This is a genomic window from Psychrobacter sp. TAE2020 (genome assembly GCF_018919485.1).
In the GTDB taxonomy this organism is placed as follows: domain Bacteria; phylum Pseudomonadota; class Gammaproteobacteria; order Pseudomonadales; family Moraxellaceae; genus Psychrobacter.
In genome coordinates, this window is sequence record NZ_JAHLMU010000001.1 from 2,538,857 (window position 1) to 2,564,355 (window position 25,499).

The window sequence follows — 25,499 nt, forward strand, 5'->3', positions numbered from 1 at the left end:
ACAAAAAAGCGTTATGATAATAAGGTACGCTTATTTGCTTGTTAAAATAGGGCTTTGAACAATAGATCGTCATTTTGTCACTGCTGTGGTTGAGTGTTCAACACACCCTAGTAGTACAAGCAGCATACTTTTCTGGAAAATAAGCGAAAGTCTTGTTTTTTAATTTTCTCCTTCAAATAAGTCTACTCTATCATGATGTATTTAGCGCCGCGGCAAGGGTTGTTTGCCATTATTATTCTGGTTAGTTTTTGTCTGCAAACTTTGTTATTGGTGATCAGTACCGATCAACAGTTAAGCAAAAGTCGGGCGCACAAAGGCGAACAAATGGTCACCCAGTTGATCGATGAGGCACGCCTGTCTTTAGAGAATAAGGACCGAGTTAGTCTCAGTGTGATCGCCAATCGTTATACTAGCGAGCAGGACGTTGCGCGTTTAGTGATCAAAGATAGTAATAATGAGATTTTGGTGCCGGTAGGCAATGCTCCTATGCAGAAAGGCAACACTATTGAGCAGATGGCGACTAAGGGTGATGCGGTAATTGGTAGTGTGGCGCTAACCTTAAAAGATATCAGTAAAGGCGAGATTATAGCTATGCAGTGGCCCTTCGTCATCGGCTCGCTATTGTTACACTTATTACTATTAGTGGCTTACGGCTATATCGCTCGTCCTACTAAGCAGCAAATTAATGCTTTAAGTCGCGAAATTGACAATTTGCATCGTAATACTTATGCAAAAACCAATTCGTTAGACAGCAGACGGCAGTTGAATGCTGCTGATTCTAGAGATGCCGACAGCAAAATTTATGATAGTGAAGACCCTAATAATCAAGCACCCAATAGCAGTGCTAACTCTATATCTACTAAAGGAAAAAGTACGGGTACCGCTGTTAATACTGCGGTCATTCATAACGAGCTCAACGCTTATCTAAAGTCGCAACAGGGTACTGGCAGTGTAGAGGAGCAGGCGTTAGCCTCTGCTGATACCCGCTCATCAGCTACTGACACAACTATTAATCAGTTACAAAAATTACCTTCTAAGCCGCAAAAACCCGCTATAGCTACTAACAAATTGTCAGCTTCGCGCAGTTATGATAGCGTAAGCGTGCAAGTTAAATTCCATGATGAATATAAAATGCTAGAGCGTTTAGCGCCTGAAATGCGTGTGCCTTATCTGGCATTATGTACCCAGCTATTTAACCAAGCCTTGTTGGAACTGTTACAGTTGCCTTTGTTATTAGGGGTTAGTGTTATTAATGAGCCTCATTTTGAAGATAACGGGGCTGTAGCATTACTAAAAGCGAATAATAGTCATGCTAAAGTTGCGCTGGCGGGAGTGATGTTGGGTAAGCTATATTTGATGCTGAATAAAATCATTCATGACAAGCATATCGAGCTCTCAAAATTTGCCTTGTCAGTGACTGTTGGAGTCAGTGACGAAGCACAAAGCGAAGCCATGGCACAACTGCTCAAAAGTGTGGGAAAAAAGGAGCAAATGCTAATCTTGTTACCTAATGAGGGGCTTAAGCAAATTGCCAATCATGTCAAAGTCTATAGTCTCAAGCGCCCAACCACGGTATACGAACGCGAATGTGCAGTATTTGAAGGTGGTAATGATGCTATGATTCAGCGTTTAGCAGATGTACGCAATGCAGTACTAATGACTGGTAATGAGTGATAATAATAGCTACCAGCGCCTCACTGTGCTAATAGCAAAATAACGATAAATGCAAAAACTATTGACAACGTCTCATAGAGACTTTATAAGGCATAGGTATCTATGTATTTTACCTTTTTACTACTGACAGGAGTTTGCCATGAGCGATGCTGATATCGACGATGATTTTGACGATGATTTTAGCGATGATGATGATGCAAAGATGGTTGAAGAAGCAGAGACTAGTGTGCGCACGCGTTTAAGCAGCCTAGAAAAAAGACGCTTGATCGACAATCTATTAGAAGAAAAACGTCTGGCTAAAGAGCTAAAAGACGAGCTTGATGATTTAGATAACTTTGACGAAGATGGTGATGATTGGGAAGACTAGGATAAAGGGTTTGCATCTTACTTAAATCGGCTACCAAAGTAGTTATATTGACTACCAAAATAGCTATAGATGTCACTATATAATCCCTTATCACAATTAAGTTATGCTAAGCTAGTTACTGTGTTAAGTCGGTTATTTTACCTAGTTTTGCCATCTATCTTTTATAATAATATTTTCCCATTTGACAGATGATAAGTTGTGAACCAAGCTCATTCTTGAGTTCGCAGCGCTACTGTACGCATGTAAGGACCACTGTAATATGAGTAATCCAATGAGCTTTGACCAATTATTAGACTACTTGGATAACCAAGAGAGCCAATACGTGCTGGATAGCGTGGCTATGCATGGTTTCTTAACCGCTACGATTATCGGTCCTGCATTACCGAACTGGCTAGATGCATTGTTTGAAGGTCAAGTGAGTAAGCTTCCAGAAAACGTCGTTGACGGTGTTAAGCGCTGGCGTAAGTCCATTATGGACGAGCTAAAAAATGAGACACCTATCGAGCTGCCGTTTAGTGAAGATGTCGGTAATGAAGAAGTGGACTTCGATTTCTCTGATGAATCTGATATCGTTGCTTGGTCGATTGGATTTGTCGATGCAATGTACGGTGATGAAGCCAGCGATTGGATTCAAAACGAAGATACCGCTGAAGATGTGGCAGTATTGACTTTGCCTATGATTGTACTTAGTGGTATTGACGATGAAGACCCTGAGCTATTACAGATGCGTAGCGATGAAGACAAAATGGCGCAGATGGCTAATAGTATTGAAGGCAATTTAACTGAGTTGTTTTTATTGTTCCATACTAATGACTAGTTAATAATAGTTAGCTACTGACACTTAATAGACGCGCCTATCAAGCACAAGGTTACCTATGAATAAGTTATTACTAGCTACAATGTTAGTAACTCTGAGTGTGATGGGCTGCACGACAATGTCTTTATTATAAAAACCGTAGCAACGATGGACTTAGGCAATACTAATAAAAGTTCAGAAAACGCTTATCTAGATGCACTCTGTAAACATATAATCGATGAGGTTTATTAATTGAGTAATATTCAACTGTCCAATCTTGAGCACTTGCCTAATTACCAAATCACTGAGCGTTTAGATGTGGTTTATGGCAGTACTGTGCGCTCAAAGCACGTAGGTAAAGACTTATTTGCTGGACTAAAAAACATCGTTGGTGGTGAGTTGACGGCTTATACTGAGCTGTTAGACGAGTCTCGCCAACAAGCCATCGATCGTATGATAGTTAAGGCGGAAGCTTTAGGCGCTGATGCGGTAGTGGGTCTACGTTTCTCAACCTCAAGCATTGCTCAAGGAGCCGCTGAGCTGTTCGTCTATGGTACGGCAGTCAAAGTAGTAGCTGTTCAGCAGCAGCAAGCTACGCATTATCAGCCACCCAGCGCTCCTTATGATCAAGTAAGCCAGTACCCAAGTGCGCAAGATCAAGCGCCAGCAGCTGCCGAAGATTTACCGCGTTTTAATCCTTTTGGCTAGTTGATTAGTTAAACAGCTAATGCTTTTTATGATAAGAGACAAGCCATGAATAACTCTGTTACCCAAGTGCTGTTTAATTATGCGCCGCTTGTTATATTGTTTGTGGTCGGTTGGTTCTTTGGCTCCCGTCATGAGCGTCAACATTTAGCACGACTTGCGATCTCTGAACAACAAGTTAGCCACGTTATCGTTTCTACTGAACGCTTTTACCAACCAGCACTAGCTGATAATAGCCAAAGCGAACTGGTATTAGGTAGTGTCGTTATCGCCCAAGATTATTTTAAGATGATCATTGCTAGAGTGATGAGTCTATTTGGCAAAAACCTAACCACTTATGAAACCTTACTAGATAGAGCACGTCGTGAGGCAGTAGTGCGTATGCGTAGCCAAGCTCATGCTAAAGGTTATAACCACATTTATGGTTTACGTCTTGAAGTCAGCAATATTAACCAGCTTGGCAGTATGGTAGAAGCTATCGCTTATGGCACAGCGGTAATAAGTATTAATCCTTAAGTGATAAGCGTCAAGCATTAACTCTTAAGCATCAGGTGGTAAATAATATAAGAATTACTTAATGCACTGCAACGATAATTTTATGATGACCGACGATGCCACAAAGCCAATCCTTAAGCTTGTGGCATTTTTTATGAGTTAGTATTCAGATACGTAGTTACTATAGTTAGATAGTTAGATAGTTAGATAGTTAGATAGTTAGATAGTTAGATAGTTAGATAGTTAGACAAGTCTGATCATTCACTACTTTCCATACCTGATAGCTGCTAGCGTAGCCGTGAATTCATCCGCGCCGCTTTATCTCTTTTATCATCCTTAGCTTGCTGTTTATTCTGTTCAAAATCGAATAAAAAAGTGCGGTTTCTAAGAATAGCTACGAATACTACGCCGCCAATAGTATTACCGACTAGTACAATCCCTAAGAAATATAAGTAGCTCAGTAAGCTCACTGTATGGCCATATATTAAGGCCGAAAATACTTCTATGTTACCCACGATACTGTGATGCAAGCCCAAAAAGCCAATGCTACCGGTAATCAAGGACACTAGGAAGATACGGCTTAGGGTGTCGCGCGCCGAAGTCACTAGCCACGCCGCTACCCCCATCATCCAACCTGCTAAGATTGAACTCCCAAAGATCACCCACCACTCAAAATCTAATACGTGCTGCGCATAAGCATCTATATCAGCGCTGCTGAACAGCTCCATATTGATCCCTAAGCCGATCACTAAGGCTGCAAATAGACAGCCACCGAAGACATTACCAGCGATAACAATACCCCAAAGCCGCAGCAGTTTTCGCAGTGGCTCTATGCCGTTGAGGACCGGTAGACTAAGTAACGAGGTTTGCTCAGTAAATAACAGTGACTGACCGATAACGACGATAATAAAGCCGAGTGGGTAGAGTAGCGAGGCCAATACCATAGCGTAATGGCTAGGCAGGACTTCGCTCAATAGTGCAAAGGCCGACAAAATGACAAACAAGCTAAAGCCTATCTCCAGACCTGCGGTAAAAGCACTAGTAAACAGCGACCCTAAAGAGCGATTAAAGGTTTCGTTAGCATCAATGACTTGCTCGACTAAGATGCTGGCATAGCTTTTAGGCGCGCTGACATTGTCATCGTTAGCGACTTTTTTAATCGTTTCTTTATCTTCGTCACTAATGCCTTCAGAAAAATCTTCATCTTTTAGGTTTTCGGTAGTGTTGGTAGTATCATCACTGCTAAAAGGCTTATTACTGTCTTTACGATCGGTATCTTGGGACACAGGTGGCTCACTATTCAGAATGATAATGCTAAGATAGATAACTATTTTATAAGATCATGGCAGTCTATTATATAAAGAGTTAGAGCGATTGCTGTTATTGATTGTTCAGCTATATCTATTCACCTACTACTGTTGGCAAAAATTATGCAACCTTTAGCTAACTATTTAATTAATTATACGCCTTGGCAAGCTGAGATGGCAGTGGTTGCTAGTTTGCTACAGCTTGGATTATTAAGTGATAAACAGATTTTCGATTACACGCATTACTTACTTGATAATGAACACTATGATGATGAGATGTTAGCAATTATTGACGATGACCCTATATACTCACAGGATAAAAAAGACTTGTTTCAAAAAACAGTTATTAATTTAGGCTTTCCACGCATTACTACAGAGCAAGCTAAATGGATCTATACTTGCTCAATAATTTACAAACATACCGTGCAACCAGAAAACTATTCTATTTTAGAGAATGGGCAGGCAGGGCTGCATTACATTTTTGAAGAGTTCTTTGAATATGATGATAATTTGGAAGACGTAAAAAGCTTTGCAAATGTGCTTTATTGTATAGATGAGGCTGCTGGTGATGTGCACATGGGATATGTGCAAACAGGATATAATGACGCTAAGACATTATTAGCTTTAAAGAGTCAGTTCTTTGAGATATGTCAACGGTGGATAGATAGAAATCATAAAAAGATAGCATCAATATTCGCCAATCTATACGCTTAAATTAGCTAAGCGCTAACAAAATTCTGTCATCTGCGTTAAAATCACTTTATCAATTATTTTAAATTTTTTATACCCATTCTTTACCACCTCCATTATTAACCATAAGACTTTTTTATTATGAGCAATCCCACTAACAAAACCAACTTAACCCAATCTATCCAAGCGGCCTTAAACCAACTTGAAAACGCCTATAGTCCAAGCGATGTTGAAGCCGGCATGTATCAAGGTTGGGAAGAAAGCGGTTATTTTGCCCCGACATTTGATAAAGAACAATCCTTCTCTATTGCCTTGCCACCGCCGAACGTCACAGGCTCGCTGCATATGGGTCATGGCTTTAATAATGCCATTATGGATGCGCTAACTCGTTATCATCGGATGGATGGTGATAATACGCTATGGCAACCAGGTACCGACCATGCTGGTATCGCTACTCAAATGGTGGTTGAGCGTCGTCTCAATGCTGAAGGTATCAAGCGCCATGACTTGGGCCGTGAGGCTTTTATTGATAAAGTCTGGGAGTGGAAAGAAGAGTCGGGTGATAATATCACTACTCAAATTCGTCGTTTGGGCAGCTCTGTTGATTGGAGCCGTGAACGCTTCACTATGGATGATGGCTTGTCTAATGCAGTAAAAGAGGTGTTTGTACGTCTGTTTGATGATGGCCTGATTTATCGCGGTAAGCGTCTAGTCAACTGGGACCCTAAGTTTCAGACTGCTTTGTCGGATTTAGAAGTAGAGAACCATGATGAAAAAGGCTCGTTATGGCATTTCCGCTATTCTTTCACTGATAAAGATATAACCACTCAAGATGGCAAAAACTATCTAGTAGTAGCGACCACTCGCCCTGAAACTTTATTAGGCGATACCGCAGTAGCAGTCAATCCTAGCGATGAGCGCTATGCGCATTTAGTGGGTAAAACCATCACTTTACCCATTACCGGAAGAGTAATCCCTATCGTAGCTGACGATTATGTCGATATTGAATTCGGTACGGGCTGTGTAAAAATCACTCCTGCTCATGACTTTAATGACTATGAATTGGGTCGCCGTCATGAGTTGCCATTGATTAATATTCTTGATGGACACGCTAATATCTTAGCGGATATGGAAGTGTATCCGGATCTGCAAACTCGTGACCCTGAGCTTGAAGCCACGCCAACTGACCATAATGGTAGCCCTTACGCTGGCGTGGAACGCTTTGCTGCCCGTAAGCAAGTAGTCGAACAAGCCAAGGCAGAGGATTGGCTAGAAGATATCGAGGACTACGCACTTAAAGCGCCCCGTGGTGATCGTAGTGGCGTTATCGTTGAGCCTTGGTTGACCGATCAATGGTACGTGGCAGTAGATAAGCTAGCTAAGCCAGCCATTGATGCGGTAGAAGACGGTAGTATCGAGTTTGTGCCAGCGCAATACAAAAATATGTATATGGCTTGGATGAACGATCTGCAAGACTGGTGCATTAGCCGTCAGCTATGGTGGGGACATCGTATCCCAGCTTGGTATGACGAAGAGGGCAATATCTATGTGGCACGTGATGAAGCAGAAGTGCGTAGCAAATATAGTTTAGCACAGAGCATTAAACTGCGCCAAGATGAGGATGTCCTCGATACTTGGTTTAGCTCGGGTCTTTGGACTTTTAGTACTCTGGGTTGGGCTGATGCCGATGCCGATGCAAAAGTGATGGAGACTTTCCATCCTACTAGCGTGTTGGTCACGGGCTTCGACATTATCTTCTTTTGGGTAGCCCGCATGATCATGATGACCATGCATTTTGTCAAAAACGAAGATGGCACACCGCAAGTACCGTTTAAGACCGTTTATGTGCATGGTCTAGTTCGGGATAGCTTTGGACAAAAAATGTCTAAATCTAAAGGCAACGTGCTCGATCCTATTGATATCATCGATGGTATCGATCTTGAGACGCTAGTCAATAAACGCACTAGCAATATGATGAACCCGAAAGATGCGGCTAAAATTGAAAAGCAAACTCGTAAAGAGTTCCCTGAAGGTATCCCAGCCTTCGGTACTGATGCACTACGCTTTACTTTTACCTCTTTAGCTAGTACTGGCCGTGATATCAATTTCGATCTAAAACGAGTCGAGGGCTATCGTAACTTCTGTAATAAAATCTGGAACGCCAGTCGCTTTGTATTGATGAACTGCGTCGATAGTGAAGGCACTGCTAAGCCTATCGATCAAATGGCTCGCCCAGAAGTTTGGGAGTTACCTGAGCGCTGGATCATGAGCCGTCTGAACTCTAGTATCCAAAATATCCATCAGCATTTCGCTCAGTATCGCCTCGATATGGTCAGCCACGATATCTATGAGTTTATCTGGAATGAGTATTGTGATTGGTATGTTGAGCTTGCCAAAGCGAGCCTGAATGATGACTCAGTATCTGCTGAGCGCAAGGCGCAAATCCGCTATGTACTGCTACATGTCTTAGAAACGGCGCTACGCTTTACTCATCCTATTATGCCGTATCTCACTGAGCAGATTTGGCAAACCATTGCGCCGCTATTAGATCGCAAGGCTACTGAGAGCATCGTTATCGCTAGCTACCCAAAAACTGACTCCACACAAATCAGCGAGCAAACTGAAGCTGATATGGCATGGTTACAACAGCTAATCGCGAGCGTGCGTAATATCCGTGGCGAGATGAAGCTAGGCAATGCAGTACGCCTGCCTGTGTTATTACAAAACATCTCGCAAGCGGAAGATGAGCGCCTAGCCCGTATCGCTAATCAGTTTAAGGCATTAGCAAAAGTAGAGAGCTTAACGATCTTAAAAGCTGGTGATGAGGTGCCACTATCCTCATCAAGCATGATTGGACAGCTACGCATATTAGTCCCTATGAAAGGGCTGATCGATCCAACCGCTGAGCTAGCTCGTTTGGGCAAGTCATACGACAAGCTAAAAGGACAAGCGGAAGGTATCGCCCGTAAGCTAGGTAATGAAGGCTTTGTCAGTAAAGCGCCTGTCGAAGTGGTAGAAGCTGAGAAAGCAAAACTGGCTGAGTTAGAAGGGCAGTTGACAGCGATGACCGCCCAGATGGAAGAGTTAAAGGCTCTATAGGTTAAGCCTGCATTATTATCAATAGTGTGGCTTATTATAAAATCTATAATAAGCCATATTTTTAAGCTTTTGTAGGGTGCGCTGTGCGCACCAATAGTTAGTTAGAACCCTGTTAATGGTGCGCACGGCGCACCCTACGCATAGAAACGTCGAGAGTCATGATGTTTTTAGTCAATTATTAATAATCCCCACTATTCATAACACCTCATTTAAACCGGAACCTGCTTATGGATAGTATTTATTTCAAACTGCTCATTATCCTGTTGCTACTGGCTATCCCTAGCTATTTTTTCTATCGTAGCAGGGTGCAGGACTCGCCAAAATATCGTCAGTTAAAGACCTACTCCAATATCGATTATGATAGAGAAGAGTACTATGAGAGTCGCTCTAAAAGCGCGCTATTGTATGTAGCGACTTTAGGCAATCATGAAAACTCAATAAAAAGTAGACACTCCTACGATAATACTTATGAGCAATATAGCTTTATCTTTAATAAAGTCACTGAACTGCAAGAGAAGATCAATCTTGGCATCGCTAAGTTGGAACAAAACATAGCTTTGATCCTAAAAGAGCTAAAAACTAGCAGTCGCTTAGTCACTGATCCGGCTACGGTAAAGACGGTGATAGAGGCGATCAAAAGCACGGATAAAATTGATAGCCAAGTTGATACTATCGATGGTCTTGGCTTCACTAAAGCCGCTCGGCTAAAAACTTGGTTTCCATCATTCACCGTCTTCACTGGCATTATGGCGGGACTACTGACGATAATGGTAATTTGGTTCTTACTATTGGCTCTGGGCGGTAGCGGTACGAGCCTTTTGAGCTATGTGATAGTGTTGGTTATTATGATTATACCTATGATTGCTTTTTCGGCCTTTAAGTCGCGTGCCAATACTAGCAAGTTTGAGCAGCAAGATAAGGTGCTGATAGGGAGGATACAGTCGATTTTAGACAATTCAGAGAAGCTAGAAAATACGGTTAGGTTGCTCAGCACTAATAACCGTACATTAGAGTCTTATCTGAGTGAGATCACGGCTATCAATGCTGAGGTCACAGCGGCGCTGTATAAGAATAGTGCGTATATTAAGGCGGCTAGGAAGTCGAGGGCGCTGTTTAAAAGGGATGATTATAGTAAAGAAGAAATTGAGTTATCAAATAGGATAAATATGGCAGTTGATGGCTTGCGAGCAGAGGTGGAGATTAGTTCTTTGTTGGGTTAGGGTTTAAAGGGTTTAGAAATACAAGAAAGTCTCAAACTTATATTACCCATGACATATAATTTTTTTTATTAAAGTGGTGAATTTTGAAATAAAGTCATTCCTAGGAGTTCATCTTGCTCAAAATTAATAACTTCTATAGGTAGTTCAAGCTTATCAATTATTTCTGTAATTCCTTTATCTGCAGTGTATAACTTGCTAACTTCATTTGCCATAGTAATAGCAATAATCTGAATGTCTACTTTGATAGTCTGCCGTTCCCTATTATTTTCTTTAATATATCCTACATCTAATAGATTGCGAAAAATACCTGCACTTACTAAAGCTGACTTCATATCAAAATCAAAAATTTGTGTAAAGCTGTTTACTTTCGATAAGAATGTTGCTCGATCATAATTGTCATCTCTTACCAAGAATTCAGCAATAACAGGGGTTGGCAAGCCTAAGGACACTTCACTTCTTTCAAGAGACTGAATAAAGATACGATAAGTCTCATTATCGTCAACTAACCTAATCAGAAAATTGTTATCTACCATAACCATCATGAATGACGTTCCTCAAGCCATGTATTGATAGGGTCGTCATTATCTTGCCAACCACTGTCACCACAGTCAATAAAATCTTTCATCCAAGATTTTGCTGTAGTGTTATTTTCAATAATTTCGAAACTAGTCGCATCAAAGCTTTTTAAGGACAAAGTATATTTTTGCTGCAGTTCATAACATGCTGTACCACTAAATTTAACGAAACTTTCAAATCGCCACAATGACTCTAAGTAAGGAGCTAAATTGTAAGATAAGTTTTTAGGAACTGATACTGATATTGTCTTCTGATTACCAAGTAAGATTGTAAAGTGATCAGTGTCGTCTTTTCCATGGGCAGGCTTTAGTAACTTTCCAATGAAAGTTTCAGATTGTTCGAAAGTATGTGATAGAGGTTTACGGAATTCGATATGATGAATAAGATCCATATCTTCATCGTTTACAGCTGTTCTACTAGCAAAAATAGAGGCATCTATATCTGTAAAAAGTTGTGAATATCGACGCATTACTTTATGGATATCATCTAACGCTGAGTTATGCTTAATAATGTTGGTATTAAGTTTTTCAATCTTAGTATCATAATATTCAGGTTCTGTTTTTACTTTTAATACTGCAGAGCCCGAATAAATATTATCGAAATATAAGTGTTCATCGCCTAAAAGCTTACAGAAATCATTAAGCAGACGACCAATATCACCAGCTTTAATATTTTCCAAACCAATACCAGATATCTTTAGGACGAATGTTGATTTATCAGTCATATCGCCCTCCTGCCATTAAGCGAAATAAGTTGATACTAGTATAAATAAGTACCAGTATATAGTTATGTATATTTTACCAAAAAATATACCCATTAGGTAAAATTATGCGTATATAAATGAAAATTTCATTTAACAAGTATGACATATTAGGGAACAATATGAACCAGCTAACCATAGGACAACGCTTACCCTTAAGCAATCTTGGTATTGATGATACTGCACCAATCACCTTACAGTTCACTCGTCAAAGTCCAATAGAAATAGATATCAGCTGCTTTGCATTGGACATAGCAGGAAAACTGATTAATGATGATTACATGGTGTTTTATAATCAGCCAACCTCACCTTGCGGGCAAATCAAGCTCACCCATTACGAGTCGCAGCTAACGGCAAATAAAGGCATCCAAGCTGAGTTTGACGTTAATTTATCCAAACTTCCTACGACTATCGATAGCTTGTTTTTTGTATTATCAGCTGACACTTCGCTTAATCAAATTCAATCGTTAGAGATTGGCATTTGGCAGCAGACACAAAAAGCACAAGCGCATTATCAAGTTGCAGACTTTGCTCAACAGCAAGCCAGTATGTTACTCCAACTTTATCGTAAAAACGGTGTCTGGCGCTTAGCTAATGTCGCGCAAGGTTTTAATGGTGGTCTAGCTGCGATTGTGCAGTATTTCGGTGGTGATGTAGCAGACGAGGTAGTAGAAGATAAAAATACTACTGCCAATCAAACGCTATCTACAGCGAAGATAAACACCTCTAAAGTATCGTTAGAAAAAGTCATGCTACAAAAAGCACCAAAGTTAGTTAACCTTGCCAAAAAAGCTAGCGTTTCACTAGAGAAACGCCAATTACAGCAATTAACGGCTAAAGTTGCCTTAGTATTAGATGCTACAGGCTCAATGAATCGACAATATAAAGAAGGTCGGGTACAGGAGGTGGTCAATCGCTTACTGCCATTAGCCGTAAGTTTTGATGACGACCAAGCGTTAGACTGTTGGGCGTTTGGTGAGCATTCACAATATCTAGGCGAGGTTGGGCTAGATAATTACGAAGGCTTTATCGACAGTGTACAAGGCGGCTGGCGCAAATGGGAGCTAGGATCGAGAACCAATAACGAAGCAGGGGTGATGGAAAAAGTCACTCAGTTTTATAAAGATGACGGACTTGACGTACCCGTTTATATTTTGTTTATCAGCGATGGTGGCGTACGTGACACTCGTGGTATAAGTAGAATTATGACTGACGCTGCAAAGTTACCGATATTTTGGCAGTTTGTTGGTTTGGGTGGTAGTAGCTACGGCATTGTAAAAAAATTAGATGATATGACCGGACGACTTGTTGATAATTGCAGCTTTTTTGAGCTAGATGACTTGGATGACATCAGCGAAGAAGCTTTGTATGAGAATATGTTAGAGGAGTTTCCTAGCTGGCTAAAAGAAGCCACTGAGCTAGGATTAACAGCGAAATAATATAACATTTACAACCCTAATATGAATATTCAAAATCGCTCTAGCCTAGACTGTGAGCGGTTTTTTTTACGGTAAAAAATAAATCTCAGTTATAGACCAATCACTAAAGCAACTAGCAGCATAGGCAGCCATGGCTGAGGCCGTTACTAGGGCACACTTTTTTACAAATCAAAGTAATGGTACTGATAGTATGAGTAGGTAAACAGTAACTTTTACAAGGGCTGAGGCTCTACTATCACTAAGTATTATATTGAACTTTATCGAGACAGAAAATATTTTTAAATCGAGTTTCCACAGATTTAGGGGTAATGACTATTATAAATATACATGTATTCTTCTGGGTCGGTCTGACATTCTTCGTCTTCCTCATTACCGCTAGTAATGTCAAAGGTCATAAATTAATCATGACTGGAGACTCTGTCCCCAAAGCCCTTACTAGTGACAAACTTAATATTGAACACAGTTTTTATAAAGCTGATGCCACCCTCCACGACGTTATATTTTTTCATGCTTCAGCGTCAGGTGTAGCAGTTGTTCTATTAGTCTTGATCATCAAAGGTGAGGTTCTATTTCCTGGCACAGTGATATTTTTTGGTGCAGCGTCTTCTTTGGCTATATTTGCTATTAGGACCGTGCTGCTGTTATTAGCATTTTACTTTTATACTATCTCTATTTTAAAGCTCGGTGATACTTTAGCTAGACTGAAGATCGATGGTAAAGACGTCAACACCTTGTATGCACTTTTAGCAGTCTTTGGTTATTTTCTAATATTTCCGATAATGGCATTGATACTAGTTTAGAACCTATCTATTAACACTGCTTTATATAGTAAGCAAAAACCGCTCCTAGCTTAGACTGTGAGCGGTTTTTTATCGACTATAACTGGTTAAATAGTCAATAGCTACTTAGCTAACAGAGACTATATTAAGCATATAAAGCTTAATGACTTTCTATATGGCATAGCGCTTATTGACAGCTATGCTTAAGCTATAGTCATCAGCTAGCAACTGTTATAGCCACTGAATTTCAATGACAGGTATTAATCACAGGTTTTAATGACAAATTTTAATAATGGCTTGGCCGCTATAGTGCAGTATTCTGCGCGCTATAATAATATACTAAAGGGGGTTAGCTGGCTTAAGTTGCTACAGAGCTAAGAGATCAGTAGTGAAATAACTGGAGAGTAACTATCATGAAAATAATGCCGATGCTATTAACTGCTAAATTAACCGCCCTAAGCGCCTTAATAATAAGCCTAGCAGCTTGCGTTACTGCGCCTACTAACGAAGACACTATGACTGATGCTGATCTCATTCAAGCAGCAGAGCAAAAAGAGTCTGCACCAAGCGAAGGGGCACAGCAATGGGTTATAGGCTACCATCATGGGACTGAAGTCGTGAAATCTTTCCAGTGCTCAGATCTCTGTCCTCAGAACACTTTGCGGGTTATCTATTATAACGTTGCTGATAAAGCAGCGTGCGACAGCATTAGTGGAGTGACTAAGTCAATATTAGTACCAATCGCTATCACTGTAATGCCAAAAGATTACTGCTTCCCAAAAGTCATTGCCCAGTATTGGGGGGAGTGAGGCTTAGTAGCAAAAGCACTCAGTAATAAGCCCTACCTATTAGCTTTGTGATAACAGGTAGGGCTTGTATTTGACCTGACTTAGTCGAACTTAACTGTGAGCCAATACAGTATCTAAGGGTTTTGCCCTACTCATAATTATCTATATATTCTTTTACTTCATAATAGCGTTCGCCTATTAGTTCAGTAATGCATTCTGTACGCACATATTCTTGCCAAGCAGGATCTGCCTCTCGAGCACGGTTAACACAAATCTCATCACGCTCTGCAACCCACTCTCTTTGTCCCTCTGCTAATGACTCTTTTACTTCATCTGATGCTGAATTCCATAGTTTATTGAGCTCGCTACGTTTGTAATCCATAGTGGCTTTGGATTTGGCTTGTTCAGCAGACACTTCAGCCAGCTCACCTGCCGCTTCACGACGTGCTAAAACCGTTGCTTCTGCCACCAATGCCCTTTCATCTTCCTGCGCCTTGCTTTGCGCCAGCTTAGTGGCTACTTTGGCTTTTTGTTGCTGAGATTTTAGGGATTGCACAGAATTTTTTTGCATAGAATTAACGATAGCTGTCCCTATAAAATCAAACAGCTCAGTGCCATTTTGCAGTTGACCATAGATGTTGGTTCCGTCATCAGTAGGTTGTATCGCATATTCTAAGGAATAACTTATAGTGTTGTTGTCCATCTCAATATCTTGTTCAAATGCCAGCTCACTAAGGTTAGCTTGCTCATAGTAATCAGTGACAAAGTTAGCCCGATTAACTAGCTCTGAATTCAGAGTAGTAGATAGCGCTGCAACACAAAACACTTTAGTACTATTGGGATCAGTCTTTGAAGTACGAACATCTGCCAAAGTAAAATCAATTTGGCTAGCACTAGCTCTCAACGCTGCACTGTCAGTCATTACTCCCTCATTGGATGCGATGTTTTTTACATAAGATTGAGTATTGTCTTTTAATAGAGTCTTAATTAGCTGTAGCGAGTTCTCGTCACCGCACTTCACGGCATTACCGGAGATAGTGCTAATGCCTTTATCACAGCCAACTAGCCCTATTAAAATAGGAAAAGATAGTACTAGCGCAAATTGTAGTTTCATAGCCTACCTCGTGCATACCGTTGCTTATATATTTACGGTCTTGATGATTTATATTAGGGAGTTGTTCTATTAATACAAAAAATAAACTGGCTATATATAATATAGCAACATAAGCAGTATGGCTCATTAGCGTCCAAGTTTCTATCACTTTCAATGTAATCAATTCACTATTTCTATAGTTATCCAGAAACTATCTTGCCGTCAAAAAACCACATAAAGCTGCAAAACTAATCTTGTGTGATTTTGGGGCTTATTGCATGCTAAGTTGAGTTTTCTAGAGTAGTTTTTTAAAGTAGCTTTCTAAAGTAGCTTTATAGCAAGCTGTCACCTCTTATCGTTATCTTTGCTTAATAGGGTTGTAGTTAATAAACTTATGATTGAAAAGAAAAAAGCTTTTTATTATCGTCCCAAGACCAACCAGTCCGCTAACCCTACGGTTCGTTGGACTTTTCTTATAGCCGGTTGGATATTTTTTGTACTTGGTATTATCGGGGTAGTGCTGCCAGTGATGCCGACCGCACCTTTTATATTACTAGCCGCTGGATGCTGGGCACGTAGCTCACGACGCTTTCATTTTTGGCTAATTAATCATCGATTCTTTGGCAAGTTCGTGCGTGACTGGGAAAATAATCATGCCGTACCACGCTATGCCAAATTTCTGGCAACCCTGATGATGGCTATATCAACAACCATGCTTTTTTATAAGTTGCCAGCGGATATGTTATGGATGGCTTGGGTGGTAGCGACCGTCTGTACTGGGGTCGCCATCTACCTGTTTCGGTTACCTGATGCTTAACTGTACTGTCAATGGTATCGGATTGATGAGGCTATACAAGGAATGGAAGGGGGCAAGGCTGATTATTTTTTAGGCTGTTACACAAAAGGTTTAGATAATACTTGCCATAATTCTGGATCCCCCCTATAATACGCTCAAGCTTAAGAGCAGTTCTGCACCAAATCATTACCACGTAGTATTAGTTATAATCCTTCGTTTTAATATTTACCGTCAGTAGCTATTTGCAAGCATTATCGGTCATTTGACCATCAATAGATTAAAATTAGGATTAGAATTATGTCAGATACTATGAAAGGTACAGTTAAGTGGTTTAACGAAGCTAAAGGCTTTGGTTTTATCGCTCCAGAAAGCGGCGCAGACGTTTTTGCTCATTACAGCGAAATCACTGGTTCAGGCTTCAAAACTTTAGCTGAAGGCCAAGAAGTTGAGTTCACTGTAACTCAAGGTCAAAAAGGTCCACAAGCTCATAACATCGTTGCTATCTAATTTTTAATTAGAGAATAATGTGTTAAAAAAGCGAACCTACGGGTTCGTTTTTTTTGCTGTGCAATTTGCTGGTTTAGGATAAGGGTAACTTAGCTAATGCTTTAAGGTTAACTTAGTTAACCTCTATTGAAACCACCTAAGCGCAAAAAGCCTAAGTTATGGTAACCATAACTTAGGCTTTTATACTTTTAACGACTAGATTGGCAGTAACAAGTGTTGACAGTAACAATTGTTAGTAGTAATAAAGGTTATTAGCAATAAAAGCTAATGCTTACAGACTGTTTAGATAAAGCTAATACCGATATTGATCAGGCCACCGCCAATGATCAGCCAAGCAAACATTATGGCTCCTAAGATTAGCGGTTTAGCTCCAGCTTGTTTGATAGCGCTTAAATGCGTAGTCAAGCCTAAGGCGAACATAGCCATAGTTAACAATATATCATCGAATTTGACCATAATAGCTTCAAAGCTTGCGCTCATAGTCAGCCAAGTATGCAGCACTACGATAAAGATAAAGATAAAAGCGAACCAAGGCACTTTTACTTGTTTGACACGGCTCATGATAGATAGTTTTTTGCCGTTAGCGCCGCCGCTTTTGGTTAAGGCAAATGACAATATCAATAAAAAAGGCGCAAGCATCATCACTCGAATCATCTTAGTGACTACGGCTGTATCACCGACTTCAGGACTAACGGTATTACCAGCGACGACTACTTGTGCCACTTCGTGAATAGTTGAGCCAGTGTAGATACCGTAGCCTTGCGCAGTTAACCAAGGCTGTAGCCAACCCAAATGATATAAAAACGGGTATAGCAGCATAGCGATAGTACCGAAGACCACCACCGTTGCAACGGCAATAGTGACTTTATGCGCTTCAGCTTTGACTACTGGCTCGGCTGCAATCACTGCCGCTGCTCCGCAAATACTAGCCCCAGCACCAATTAGCAAGGTGGTCTGCTTATCCACTTTTAGCCACTTAGTACCCAACCAATAAGTTATTAAAAACGTTGAAGTCAGCACTAAAGCATCACTCATCACGGCTGGCATACCGACGCTAGCGACTTCTGTTAGAGTCAGTTTAAAGCCATAAAACATAATGGCTAAGCGTAAAACTTGCCCTTTAGCAAAGCTAACCCCCTCAGATAAGTTTGGCGCAAACTTAGGATAAATAGTATTGCCCAAAATCATACCCAGCAAAATAGCTAGAGTTAAGGATGAAAGACCAATGATGCGTCCATTGCTCCATACATCCAAGCTAGTATTGAACCATAAACAAAATAAGCTGCCGATTAATACTAGTACAAGTCCTAATAAATGGTGGGTCCGGGGAATATAACTGCTAACGGCTTGGGTAAAAGCGTTCATGAGTTTCCTATTGACGCGTTTGTTATTTTAATGATGCTAGTTATAGCGTTGAGCTGATAAGTAGATATTATAAACAAAGCTTATCTATAATAAAAATAGATTAATAAGATACAAACTATCGATTTGTTAGATAGATTAATATTAAAGCACTATAGATAAGTGAGGATTTATCTCATCGATGAGGTGACAAATTTTTTGCTGGTGTAAGGTAAGTAACAGGCACGCGACGAAAAATTCTGCTTAGATAGGCAAGAAAAGCCCTTCTAATAAAATTTTCCAGCATAAGTAAACTCAAAAATAAAAAAGAGAAGCAAAATGCAAACTATAGCGCAAACCTTACCGAAAATTACGCTAAAACAGCTAGCAGTATTTGTCAGTATTTATCAAACCGGTAGCACCAGTCGTGCCAGTGAGCAGCTGCATCTATCGCAGTCGGCGGTTAGTAGCGCTTTGAGTGAGCTTGAATCTCGCATGCAAATGCCCTTGTTTGAGCGAGTAGGGCGCCGCTTGAATCAACACCCTAATGCGCATGCTGTTTATGTACAAGCGCAAGCTATACTAGGTCAAGCCGTGACCCTTGAGCACTATCATAAACATCAAGCAGGGCAGATTCACATTGGAGCAAGTACTACTATCGGCAATTATGTATTGCCACCGCTACTAGCTAAGCTGTATCAAGTATTACCTAATGCCAATGTCAATATGTACATAGCCAATACTCAAGAGGTGGTCAGCGAAATTGAGCAACTTAATATAGATATTGCCTTAGTCGAAGGTATGCCGCGCCCCATAGATAGTAAAGTCATCGAGAAGCGTGCTTGGCGAACCGATACGCTCATACTATTTGCTAAGCGTGATAGCAAATGGTTGGCTGATCTGACAGCTTATGATCAAGGCGAAAACTGCTATCGGCTGACTATTGAGCAATTAGCCCAGCTGCCATTATTAGTTCGTGAGCCGGGTTCAGGGACTCGGCAAATTATAGATGAGCAGCTATTACAACACCTGCCCAACGCTGAAGTAATCATGGCGATTCAGCAGTCAGAAGCCATCAAGCATATGGTCAGCGCTGATATTGGTTTGGGCTGTCTATCGCAACACGTCATCGAGACCGAGTTAGCTTGCGGTAAGTTAGTACCAGTCAAAGTAGCTGGCATAGATTTGGCGCGCAGTTGGTGGTTAGTCTGGCATAAAGCTCGTCACCAAAGCGCTATTTGGCAGACCTTTATTGATATCATTCAAGCTAGTTAAACTTATAAATAGCTCAAACGCAGCCGTTAAAAAAGCGCCGCATAGATAAGATTCTATAGGGCGCTTTTTTAGTGTTTTGATTCTGGGCTTAGCTATTTTTTCGCTACCGATTTACTAAGTCTGACTACTAAGCTGTCACAAGGTACGTTGGGTAAGATATTATCTGCTGTAGCGCCACTTATCCAAGCGGCTATACCATGGCGCTCATGACGACCGATGACTAATAAGTCTACGTCGTTTTTTTCGCAATAAGTGACGATGCCTTCACTATTGGAGATGGCAGTAGTGACTTCTGAGTTTACCGCATTTAGTTCATTACGCTCTAAGAACTGTGCCAACTTTGCTCGCGCTTCTTGGCAGCGTTCATCATCAATCTCATCGTATAGACTTGAGGCGGGCACTAGCTCATAGCCAAAGCCGACCATAGTATCTTTGACAATATGCAACACTGACAGCTTAGAACCTGGACGATTAACGACGATATGCTTAGCTTTTTGAGCTACGATATCAGCATCAGGTAATAAGTCGGTGACTAGTAATATATGTTGATAACTCATGAGTGTACTCCTCTTAGCAAGTAACCTTAACTATAACACTAGTAATGGCTGCTGTTAAGTAGCTACAGTAGCTTTGCTAGTGCTAGGATCAATTCTATCTATTGATAAATTTATCGATAATCTATAAGTAGCCAAATAGGTTTTGTATACCCTGTAGCGTCGTACCTTATAGCTTAGTGCCTTGACTTCTAAGTAAGCCAACCCCATCTAACAGCGTTAGGCAATTCCTGTTTTTACTTTAGCCAATCAATATCACCCTTAGAATATAGGCTTGGCAGCATAAGCCGAAAAGATTTCAACTGAGAGTTATCTATAATATTTTTATAAAATTATTTTCATTTATTTGCCGCTATTGAGCGGTACGCCAAAAGGACTATTATGACTGACACCGCATTTAGCGCTGACTTAACCTTGCACCCTGCATTTGAGCTGCTTGAGCACCGCCATATTGAGGCACTATCGATGGATGTGCTGATCAGTCAGCATGTGAAGACTGGGGCAATGCACTATCATCTGGCCCATCCTAGTGATGAGAATGCGTTTTTAGTTGGCTTTCGTACTCAGCCAATGGACTCCAAAGGCGAAGCTCATGTGTTGGAGCATGTAGCTTTATGTGGCTCTGAAAAATTCCCAGTACGTGATCCGTTCTTTTCGATGATCAAGCGCTCGCTCAATACTTTTATGAATGCGATGACGGCTGCTGATTGGACCGCATATCCGTATGCCACTCAAAATAAAAACGACTACTTTAACTTATTAGCTGTCTATCTTGATGCTTCATTTTTTCCTAATATTCATCCGTTAGATTTTGCCCAAGAAGGCATTCGCGTGGAGTTAGATAGCGATGACAAGCCACAGTTCAAAGGTATTGTCTTCAATGAGATGAAAGGCGCAATGAGTGATGAGGTTGATCAGCTTTATCATGCGGTTGCCCATCATTTATTCCCGACTACCACTTATCATTATAATTCGGGCGGTGATCCTGCTGATATTCCAGACTTAACTCATAATGAGTTGGTTGAGTTTCATCAGAGTCATTATCATCCTTCTAATAGTGTGATAATGAGCTTTGGTAATATTCCAGTAGCACAAACCCAAGCAAAAGTGCATGAAGATGCGTTGATTCAGTTTGAGACTGGCAAGAAGCACGTGTCACGTCCAGAGCAGCGCTTCACTACGCCTATTATTGCTACTGATACTTATACAGCTGATGAAGCTGGCCCTGATCAGACGCATCATGTTATCGCTTGGCTATTACCTTCGATTACGGATCCCAAACAGCGTTTAGCACTGCGCTTATTAGAAGGGGTGTTGATTGAGCATGCCGGTTCGCCATTACGCGCGTACCTCGACAGTCATCCATTAGGCAAAGCACCAAGTCCATTATTAGGTCTTGATGATAGCCATTTCGAGATGGTGTTTTATACCGGTCTGCGTGGCTCTGAAGCTGAACATGCTGAAGCAGTCGAGCAAGGTATTATTGATTTACTAACTGAGGTTGCTAGTAAGCCTGTAGATGATGAAACAATCGAAACTATATTGCATCAAATCGAGATTGACCAGCGCCATATCGGCGGTGATAGTATGCCTTATGGACTGAACTTATTGCTTGAGGGCTTTAGTACGGCCATTCATGATGGTAATCCTCTCGATGTTTGGGAAGTCGATGAACACTTATTGTGGCTGCGTGAGCAAGTCAAAGATGAGCAGTGGTTACCTAACTTAATCAAGACTCATCTACTCGATAATAATCATCGGGTACGAGTAACCATGACTCCTGATAGTGAAAAAACGGCTCGTCTTGCTGCTGCTGAACAAGTGCGACTAGATACTATCGCTATGGATATGACGGCTAATGATATCGAAATTCTACGCCAACAAGCGCTAGATTTAGCTCAGCGTCAAGCGGCACCAGATGATCTAAGCTTATTACCTAAAGTTGGTCTAGAAGACGTACCTACTGATATTAGCTTTAAGCAAGGCCGTCAAAAACAAATCATGTTAAGCGGTCAACAAAGTACCCTATTTGAATATGAAGCGGGTACTAACGGTCTTTACTATTATCAAGTGATTGTACCTTTAACTGATGCTATTAATGCTGAAAATGCGGATGAGCTACCGGCTAATGACGTGATTAATCATCCGCTGTTGCCTATTTATTTGAGCTTGTTATCAGAGTTAGGTACTGACTCACTGGATGCTTATCAGTTGCAAGCTAAGCAAGCAGCACACTCCTCAGGGGTGACTGCACGAGTAAGCCAGCGCACTACTATTGATGATAGCCAAGCTATTAGCAGTTACTTTGTCATGGCTACCCGAGCATTGAATCGTAAGCCTGAAGCAATTGATTTGCTCAAAGAAGTGATGGAGCATAGTGTCTTCACTGAACATGACCGTATCAAAGAGATATTACAGTCACGTCAGGCCTCTTGGCAGTCACGTTTATCTAGTGCTGGACACGCTTATGCGTTACAAACAGCTAGTCGTGGCATGAGTCGCCAAGCACAGTTAGAGTATGTGCGTAGCGGTCTACCTGCTCTCAATGCGCTAAAAGACTTTTTGACTCGTGCTAGTAGCGATGATCAGCTTTGGGATCAATTAGCGACTAGTTTGATGGCCTTACATCAACGCTTGATCAGCTTACCTAAGCACGCCGTTATTATCTGTGAAGGTGATCAAACTGAGCGTTTAAGCAACTTAGTAGTGGATAGCTGGAAGGAAAGTAAAGCCAGCAGTCAACAAGAGGCAGAAGCCATAAACATTGAGGCTAATATTCCAGCTGAGTTCGCCGATTTGATTTTAGATACGGCTTTAGATGGTGAACAAGACCCAGTCAGAGCTATCGAAAGCGGGGCAATAGTTGATGTCGAAGACCTTGCTTGGTTAGTGGCTACTAACGTGTATCATAACGCTAGTGCTTATACGGTACCTGCTGCCAACCATCCTGATACCGCAGCGCTAATGGTGCTAGCGCCTTATCTACGTAATGGCTACTTGCATAGTGCTATCCGTGAGCGTGGAGGTGCTTATGGTGGGGGTGCGGGCTACGATGCCAATGCTTGCGCCTTTAAGTTCTTTAGCTATCGTGACCCGCATTGTGCTGAGACCTTTGATCATTTTGATGCCAGTATTGAATGGTTACTGAATGAGCCACAAAGCGATGAGCAGTTAGAAGAGGCTATCTTAGGTATCATCTCAGGTATGGATAAGCCTGGCTCTCCAGCTGGCGAAGCAATTAAAGCCTGTTTTGCCAATCTGCATAATCGTGGTGAGGCTTGGCAACGTAAGATGCGTGCTGCGATACTAGCAGTAACTATCGCTGACTTACAGCGTGTGGCTAAGCAGTACTTGCAAGCTCAGAAGCATGTGCGCTCGGTCCTAGCACCATACGACAAAGAGCAGCAAGTAGGCGCTTTAGGCTTTAAAGTATGTAAAATTAAAAGCTAATACCAGCCGTTAGAGCATCATTTTCAACCATAGCCTTTAAGCATAAAAAGCAGATAATAGTTAACTATTATCTGCTTTTTTATGTGCTATCGATAACTTAAGGTATAGTTGTCAACGCTTCTATTAAACTATTCACTAGTAAGCGATTAAGCTATTAATAGCGATAACGCAGATTACAGCTAACCAAGCAGATAGACTAATAGTCATACGCTGTACAAGGCAGGCAAGTTGACTACACAGGAGTAGCAAGCAACGTGGCAAACCATCATCCTATGCTGATCTCTGAGCATACTCAGTCTTTTAAAAGCTTATCGGCTTATGCTATACCTTATGGCATTAGTTATGTGGTGCTGCCTTATTTTTTAAGCTACTCAGGCTTTATGCTAGGTGGTTTTCTATTAACCCTTTTTATAGTCATTGTACTCAATATTGCTGTCATTATCCTATTTCGCCAGCGCCAGCATAGGGGGCTTGAAAAGATAGAGTGTAGCCGTATTGCCTTAATATCGATGCTGTTGACCCTTATGATGTCTATGGCTGCATTTTATTTTAATATTATGGGGGTTCCTTGGCTACAACTGGGCGATAAAGGTATCTATCAACTCATTAGCATAGTTGGGCTAGTGGCCTTTGTGATCAATTATGCGGTGATTTTTTATAGCTTATGGCTGATGCAAAGGTTTTGGCGACGCTCATGAATAATGGCGTTGTTAGACCAGTGCTTTTATAATAAGAAAGTAGTAATAAACCATAAAAGCCAGCGCTGTTAGATAAGACGCTGGCTTTTATAGTTACTTTAATTAGTTTGATGCTAGAAACGGTTGGCAGTGCAGCTTAGTAGCGCTTAATGCTCTGATCCTTGGCGATTTGATCTTGATGAATCGGGAACTCTTCACGACTATCATACTTTTTACGATCAGCAAAATAGCTAGTCAAAGTTCGACGTACGGCTTCAAAAGCGATAGTGTCCCAAGGAATATCTTCTTCACTAAACAAGGCACAGTCCAGGCTTTCAGAGCCAATACCATAAGCGCCATCTTTTAGATCCGTCAAGTAGATAATATAAATTTGGCCGATATCTGGAATGTCATAGACACTGTATAGCTGTGGGTTAGTGACTACGGCGTCTGCCTCTTCAAAGCTCTCGCGTGCAGCACCTTCGGCGATAGTCTCACCGTTTTCCATAAACCCTGCTGGGATAGTCCATAAACCATACTGTGGTTCAATCGCCCGACGACATAACAATACTCTATGCTTATGCACTACCAAAGAGCCACAAATGACTTTAGGATTTTCGTAGTGAATATAGTTGCAATTGGGACATACCAAACGCGGTATATTATCAGTTGCGGGGATTTTGCGTTCAGCTTCGTGGCCGCATTCGAGACAATAGCGCATATTAACTGCCTTGTTTTGATAGAGGTAAGGGGATAAGATTTTATTATTGGATGTTAACAGGCGTGCAGGTTATTTTTAGTTAATACTATTTAGCTTAAGATAGCACAGATTTGCTAAACATTGAGCGCTGATAAAGCTATAAACTAATTTTTGCTGCTATTATTATGCCTTACTTAGGCAAAAATAAGCGCTTATTGCTAGGCTTAGTTTTAGGGTATAGATCCTAGATAAGTAGAAGGTTTATATTTCTATCATAAGCGCATTATAGGCAAAATATAGCTACTGTATGGAGCAGTAGTGATTTTGTAACTGATGACTGTGCAGGTTAACCGCTAGTCTAAGCATAAGGTTTAGACTATCATATAAATAGTCATAAAAACCTAGTGCAGC

23 protein-coding genes are annotated in these 25,499 nt (G+C 41.1%); 16 read left to right on the forward strand and 7 right to left on the reverse strand.

Features of this window, described 5'->3' with window-relative positions; all coding sequences use genetic code 11:
* The first annotated feature begins 192 nt into the window (after positions 1–192).
* From KPY62_RS10390 to KPY62_RS10410, 5 genes are all read left to right on the forward strand, one after another.
* Entirely contained in the window at positions 193–1,674 is a 1,482-nt protein-coding gene (locus KPY62_RS10390; protein ID WP_216581918.1) for a hypothetical protein, read from the forward strand.
* 139 nt (positions 1,675–1,813) lie between these two features.
* A complete protein-coding gene (locus KPY62_RS10395) occupies positions 1,814–2,041 on the forward strand; it encodes a PA3496 family putative envelope integrity protein (RefSeq protein WP_201623306.1) in 228 nt (75 codons plus the stop codon).
* 259 nt (positions 2,042–2,300) lie between these two features.
* Positions 2,301–2,858, forward strand: a complete 558-nt coding sequence (locus KPY62_RS10400) for a YecA family protein (RefSeq protein ID WP_216581919.1) — start codon at positions 2,301–2,303, stop codon at positions 2,856–2,858.
* A 240-nt stretch (positions 2,859–3,098) separates the two neighbouring features.
* Positions 3,099–3,545: a YbjQ family protein gene (locus KPY62_RS10405; RefSeq protein WP_324033943.1), complete on the forward strand. Its 447-nt coding sequence runs from the start codon at positions 3,099–3,101 to the stop codon at positions 3,543–3,545.
* A 45-nt stretch (positions 3,546–3,590) separates the two neighbouring features.
* A complete protein-coding gene (locus KPY62_RS10410) occupies positions 3,591–4,058 on the forward strand; it encodes a YbjQ family protein (RefSeq protein ID WP_216581920.1) in 468 nt (155 codons plus the stop codon).
* 266 nt (positions 4,059–4,324) lie between these two features.
* On the opposite strand, the gene KPY62_RS10415 is transcribed toward KPY62_RS10410, so the two are convergent.
* Entirely contained in the window at positions 4,325–5,323 is a 999-nt protein-coding gene (locus KPY62_RS10415; protein ID WP_324033919.1) for a formate/nitrite transporter family protein, read from the reverse strand.
* Between the two features lie 144 nt (positions 5,324–5,467).
* On the opposite strand from KPY62_RS10415, the gene KPY62_RS10420 reads away from it, so the two are divergent.
* From KPY62_RS10420 to KPY62_RS10430, 3 genes are all read left to right on the forward strand, one after another.
* Complete coding sequence (locus KPY62_RS10420; protein ID WP_216581921.1) at positions 5,468–6,058, forward strand: hypothetical protein; 591 nt, start codon at positions 5,468–5,470, stop codon at positions 6,056–6,058.
* Between the two features lie 117 nt (positions 6,059–6,175).
* Entirely contained in the window at positions 6,176–9,133 is a 2,958-nt protein-coding gene (locus KPY62_RS10425; RefSeq protein WP_216581922.1) for a valine--tRNA ligase, read from the forward strand.
* A gap of 227 nt (positions 9,134–9,360) precedes the next feature.
* On the forward strand, positions 9,361–10,353 hold the full coding sequence (locus KPY62_RS10430) for a hypothetical protein (protein WP_216581923.1): 993 nt from the start codon (positions 9,361–9,363) through the stop codon (positions 10,351–10,353).
* 68 nt (positions 10,354–10,421) lie between these two features.
* Here the strand turns inward: KPY62_RS10430 and KPY62_RS10435 are convergent, their stop codons facing one another.
* Together KPY62_RS10435 and KPY62_RS10440 are read right to left on the reverse strand one after the other, a co-directional pair.
* Positions 10,422–10,895: a hypothetical protein gene (locus KPY62_RS10435; protein ID WP_216581924.1), complete on the reverse strand. Its 474-nt coding sequence runs from the start codon at positions 10,893–10,895 to the stop codon at positions 10,422–10,424.
* Entirely contained in the window at positions 10,892–11,653 is a 762-nt protein-coding gene (locus KPY62_RS10440; protein WP_216581925.1) for a hypothetical protein, read from the reverse strand. Before KPY62_RS10440 ends, KPY62_RS10435 begins: the two co-directional genes overlap by 4 nt.
* A gap of 158 nt (positions 11,654–11,811) precedes the next feature.
* Here KPY62_RS10440 and KPY62_RS10445 point away from each other — a divergent pair, with 158 nt between their 5' ends.
* The 3 genes from KPY62_RS10445 to KPY62_RS10455 all read left to right on the forward strand — a co-directional run bounded on the left by KPY62_RS10445 (position 11,812) and on the right by KPY62_RS10455 (position 14,716).
* Entirely contained in the window at positions 11,812–13,128 is a 1,317-nt protein-coding gene (locus tag KPY62_RS10445) for a VWA domain-containing protein (protein ID WP_216581926.1), read from the forward strand.
* A 308-nt stretch (positions 13,129–13,436) separates the two neighbouring features.
* On the forward strand, positions 13,437–13,928 hold the full coding sequence (locus tag KPY62_RS10450; RefSeq protein WP_216581927.1) for a hypothetical protein: 492 nt from the start codon (positions 13,437–13,439) through the stop codon (positions 13,926–13,928).
* A 392-nt stretch (positions 13,929–14,320) separates the two neighbouring features.
* Complete coding sequence (locus tag KPY62_RS10455) at positions 14,321–14,716, forward strand: hypothetical protein (protein ID WP_228730658.1); 396 nt, start codon at positions 14,321–14,323, stop codon at positions 14,714–14,716.
* Positions 14,717–14,843: 127 nt separating this feature from the next.
* Here KPY62_RS10455 and KPY62_RS10460 read toward each other — a convergent pair whose 3' ends face one another.
* On the reverse strand, positions 14,844–15,809 hold the full coding sequence (locus KPY62_RS10460) for a DUF1311 domain-containing protein (RefSeq protein WP_216581928.1): 966 nt from the start codon (positions 15,807–15,809) through the stop codon (positions 14,844–14,846).
* Positions 15,810–16,182: 373 nt separating this feature from the next.
* On the opposite strand from KPY62_RS10460, the gene KPY62_RS10465 reads away from it, so the two are divergent.
* Together KPY62_RS10465 and KPY62_RS10470 are read left to right on the forward strand one after the other, a co-directional pair.
* Positions 16,183–16,605: a YbaN family protein gene (locus KPY62_RS10465; RefSeq protein ID WP_216581929.1), complete on the forward strand. Its 423-nt coding sequence runs from the start codon at positions 16,183–16,185 to the stop codon at positions 16,603–16,605.
* Between the two features lie 276 nt (positions 16,606–16,881).
* Positions 16,882–17,091, forward strand: a complete 210-nt coding sequence (locus tag KPY62_RS10470; RefSeq protein WP_062533834.1) for a cold-shock protein — start codon at positions 16,882–16,884, stop codon at positions 17,089–17,091.
* 282 nt (positions 17,092–17,373) lie between these two features.
* On the opposite strand, the gene KPY62_RS10475 is transcribed toward KPY62_RS10470, so the two are convergent.
* Entirely contained in the window at positions 17,374–18,456 is a 1,083-nt protein-coding gene (locus tag KPY62_RS10475; protein ID WP_216581930.1) for a YeiH family protein, read from the reverse strand.
* A gap of 315 nt (positions 18,457–18,771) precedes the next feature.
* On the opposite strand from KPY62_RS10475, the gene KPY62_RS10480 reads away from it, so the two are divergent.
* Positions 18,772–19,707, forward strand: a complete 936-nt coding sequence (locus KPY62_RS10480; protein ID WP_216581931.1) for a LysR substrate-binding domain-containing protein — start codon at positions 18,772–18,774, stop codon at positions 19,705–19,707.
* A gap of 92 nt (positions 19,708–19,799) precedes the next feature.
* Here the strand turns inward: KPY62_RS10480 and KPY62_RS10485 are convergent, their stop codons facing one another.
* Positions 19,800–20,264, reverse strand: coding sequence for a universal stress protein (locus tag KPY62_RS10485; RefSeq protein ID WP_216581932.1), 465 nt, complete (start codon positions 20,262–20,264; stop codon positions 19,800–19,802).
* Between the two features lie 378 nt (positions 20,265–20,642).
* Here KPY62_RS10485 and KPY62_RS10490 point away from each other — a divergent pair, with 378 nt between their 5' ends.
* Together KPY62_RS10490 and KPY62_RS10495 are read left to right on the forward strand one after the other, a co-directional pair.
* Positions 20,643–23,711 (forward strand): insulinase family protein, encoded by a 3,069-nt coding sequence (locus KPY62_RS10490; protein WP_216581933.1) that lies wholly within the window; start codon positions 20,643–20,645, stop codon positions 23,709–23,711.
* 254 nt (positions 23,712–23,965) lie between these two features.
* Positions 23,966–24,409, forward strand: a complete 444-nt coding sequence (locus tag KPY62_RS10495; protein ID WP_216581934.1) for a hypothetical protein — start codon at positions 23,966–23,968, stop codon at positions 24,407–24,409.
* Positions 24,410–24,545: 136 nt separating this feature from the next.
* On the opposite strand, the gene KPY62_RS10500 is transcribed toward KPY62_RS10495, so the two are convergent.
* Positions 24,546–25,109, reverse strand: coding sequence for an NUDIX hydrolase (locus KPY62_RS10500; protein WP_216581935.1), 564 nt, complete (start codon positions 25,107–25,109; stop codon positions 24,546–24,548).
* Positions 25,110–25,499: the final 390 nt, after the last annotated feature.

Excerpts from the sequence above, each read along its gene's own strand:
- KPY62_RS10390 (WP_216581918.1), top strand. The coding sequence starts at position 193 with ATGATGTATTTAGCGCCGCGGCAAGGGTTGTTTGCCATTATTATTCTG.
- KPY62_RS10395 (WP_201623306.1), top strand. The coding sequence starts at position 1,814 with ATGAGCGATGCTGATATCGACGATGATTTTGACGATGATTTTAGCGAT.
- KPY62_RS10400 (WP_216581919.1), top strand. The coding sequence starts at position 2,301 with ATGAGTAATCCAATGAGCTTTGACCAATTATTAGACTACTTGGATAAC.
- KPY62_RS10410 (WP_216581920.1), top strand. The coding sequence starts at position 3,591 with ATGAATAACTCTGTTACCCAAGTGCTGTTTAATTATGCGCCGCTTGTT.
- KPY62_RS10420 (WP_216581921.1), top strand. The coding sequence starts at position 5,468 with ATGCAACCTTTAGCTAACTATTTAATTAATTATACGCCTTGGCAAGCT.
- KPY62_RS10425 (WP_216581922.1), top strand. The coding sequence starts at position 6,176 with ATGAGCAATCCCACTAACAAAACCAACTTAACCCAATCTATCCAAGCG.
- KPY62_RS10430 (WP_216581923.1), top strand. The coding sequence starts at position 9,361 with ATGGATAGTATTTATTTCAAACTGCTCATTATCCTGTTGCTACTGGCT.
- KPY62_RS10435 (WP_216581924.1), bottom strand. The coding sequence starts at position 10,895 with ATGATGGTTATGGTAGATAACAATTTTCTGATTAGGTTAGTTGACGAT.
- KPY62_RS10440 (WP_216581925.1), bottom strand. The coding sequence starts at position 11,653 with ATGACTGATAAATCAACATTCGTCCTAAAGATATCTGGTATTGGTTTG.
- KPY62_RS10445 (WP_216581926.1), top strand. The coding sequence starts at position 11,812 with ATGAACCAGCTAACCATAGGACAACGCTTACCCTTAAGCAATCTTGGT.
- KPY62_RS10450 (WP_216581927.1), top strand. The coding sequence starts at position 13,437 with ATGACTATTATAAATATACATGTATTCTTCTGGGTCGGTCTGACATTC.
- KPY62_RS10455 (WP_228730658.1), top strand. The coding sequence starts at position 14,321 with ATGAAAATAATGCCGATGCTATTAACTGCTAAATTAACCGCCCTAAGC.
- KPY62_RS10460 (WP_216581928.1), bottom strand. The coding sequence starts at position 15,809 with ATGAAACTACAATTTGCGCTAGTACTATCTTTTCCTATTTTAATAGGG.
- KPY62_RS10465 (WP_216581929.1), top strand. The coding sequence starts at position 16,183 with ATGATTGAAAAGAAAAAAGCTTTTTATTATCGTCCCAAGACCAACCAG.
- KPY62_RS10470 (WP_062533834.1), top strand. The coding sequence starts at position 16,882 with ATGTCAGATACTATGAAAGGTACAGTTAAGTGGTTTAACGAAGCTAAA.
- KPY62_RS10475 (WP_216581930.1), bottom strand. The coding sequence starts at position 18,456 with ATGAACGCTTTTACCCAAGCCGTTAGCAGTTATATTCCCCGGACCCAC.
- KPY62_RS10480 (WP_216581931.1), top strand. The coding sequence starts at position 18,772 with ATGCAAACTATAGCGCAAACCTTACCGAAAATTACGCTAAAACAGCTA.
- KPY62_RS10485 (WP_216581932.1), bottom strand. The coding sequence starts at position 20,264 with ATGAGTTATCAACATATATTACTAGTCACCGACTTATTACCTGATGCT.
- KPY62_RS10490 (WP_216581933.1), top strand. The coding sequence starts at position 20,643 with ATGACTGACACCGCATTTAGCGCTGACTTAACCTTGCACCCTGCATTT.
- KPY62_RS10500 (WP_216581935.1), bottom strand. The coding sequence starts at position 25,109 with ATGCGCTATTGTCTCGAATGCGGCCACGAAGCTGAACGCAAAATCCCC.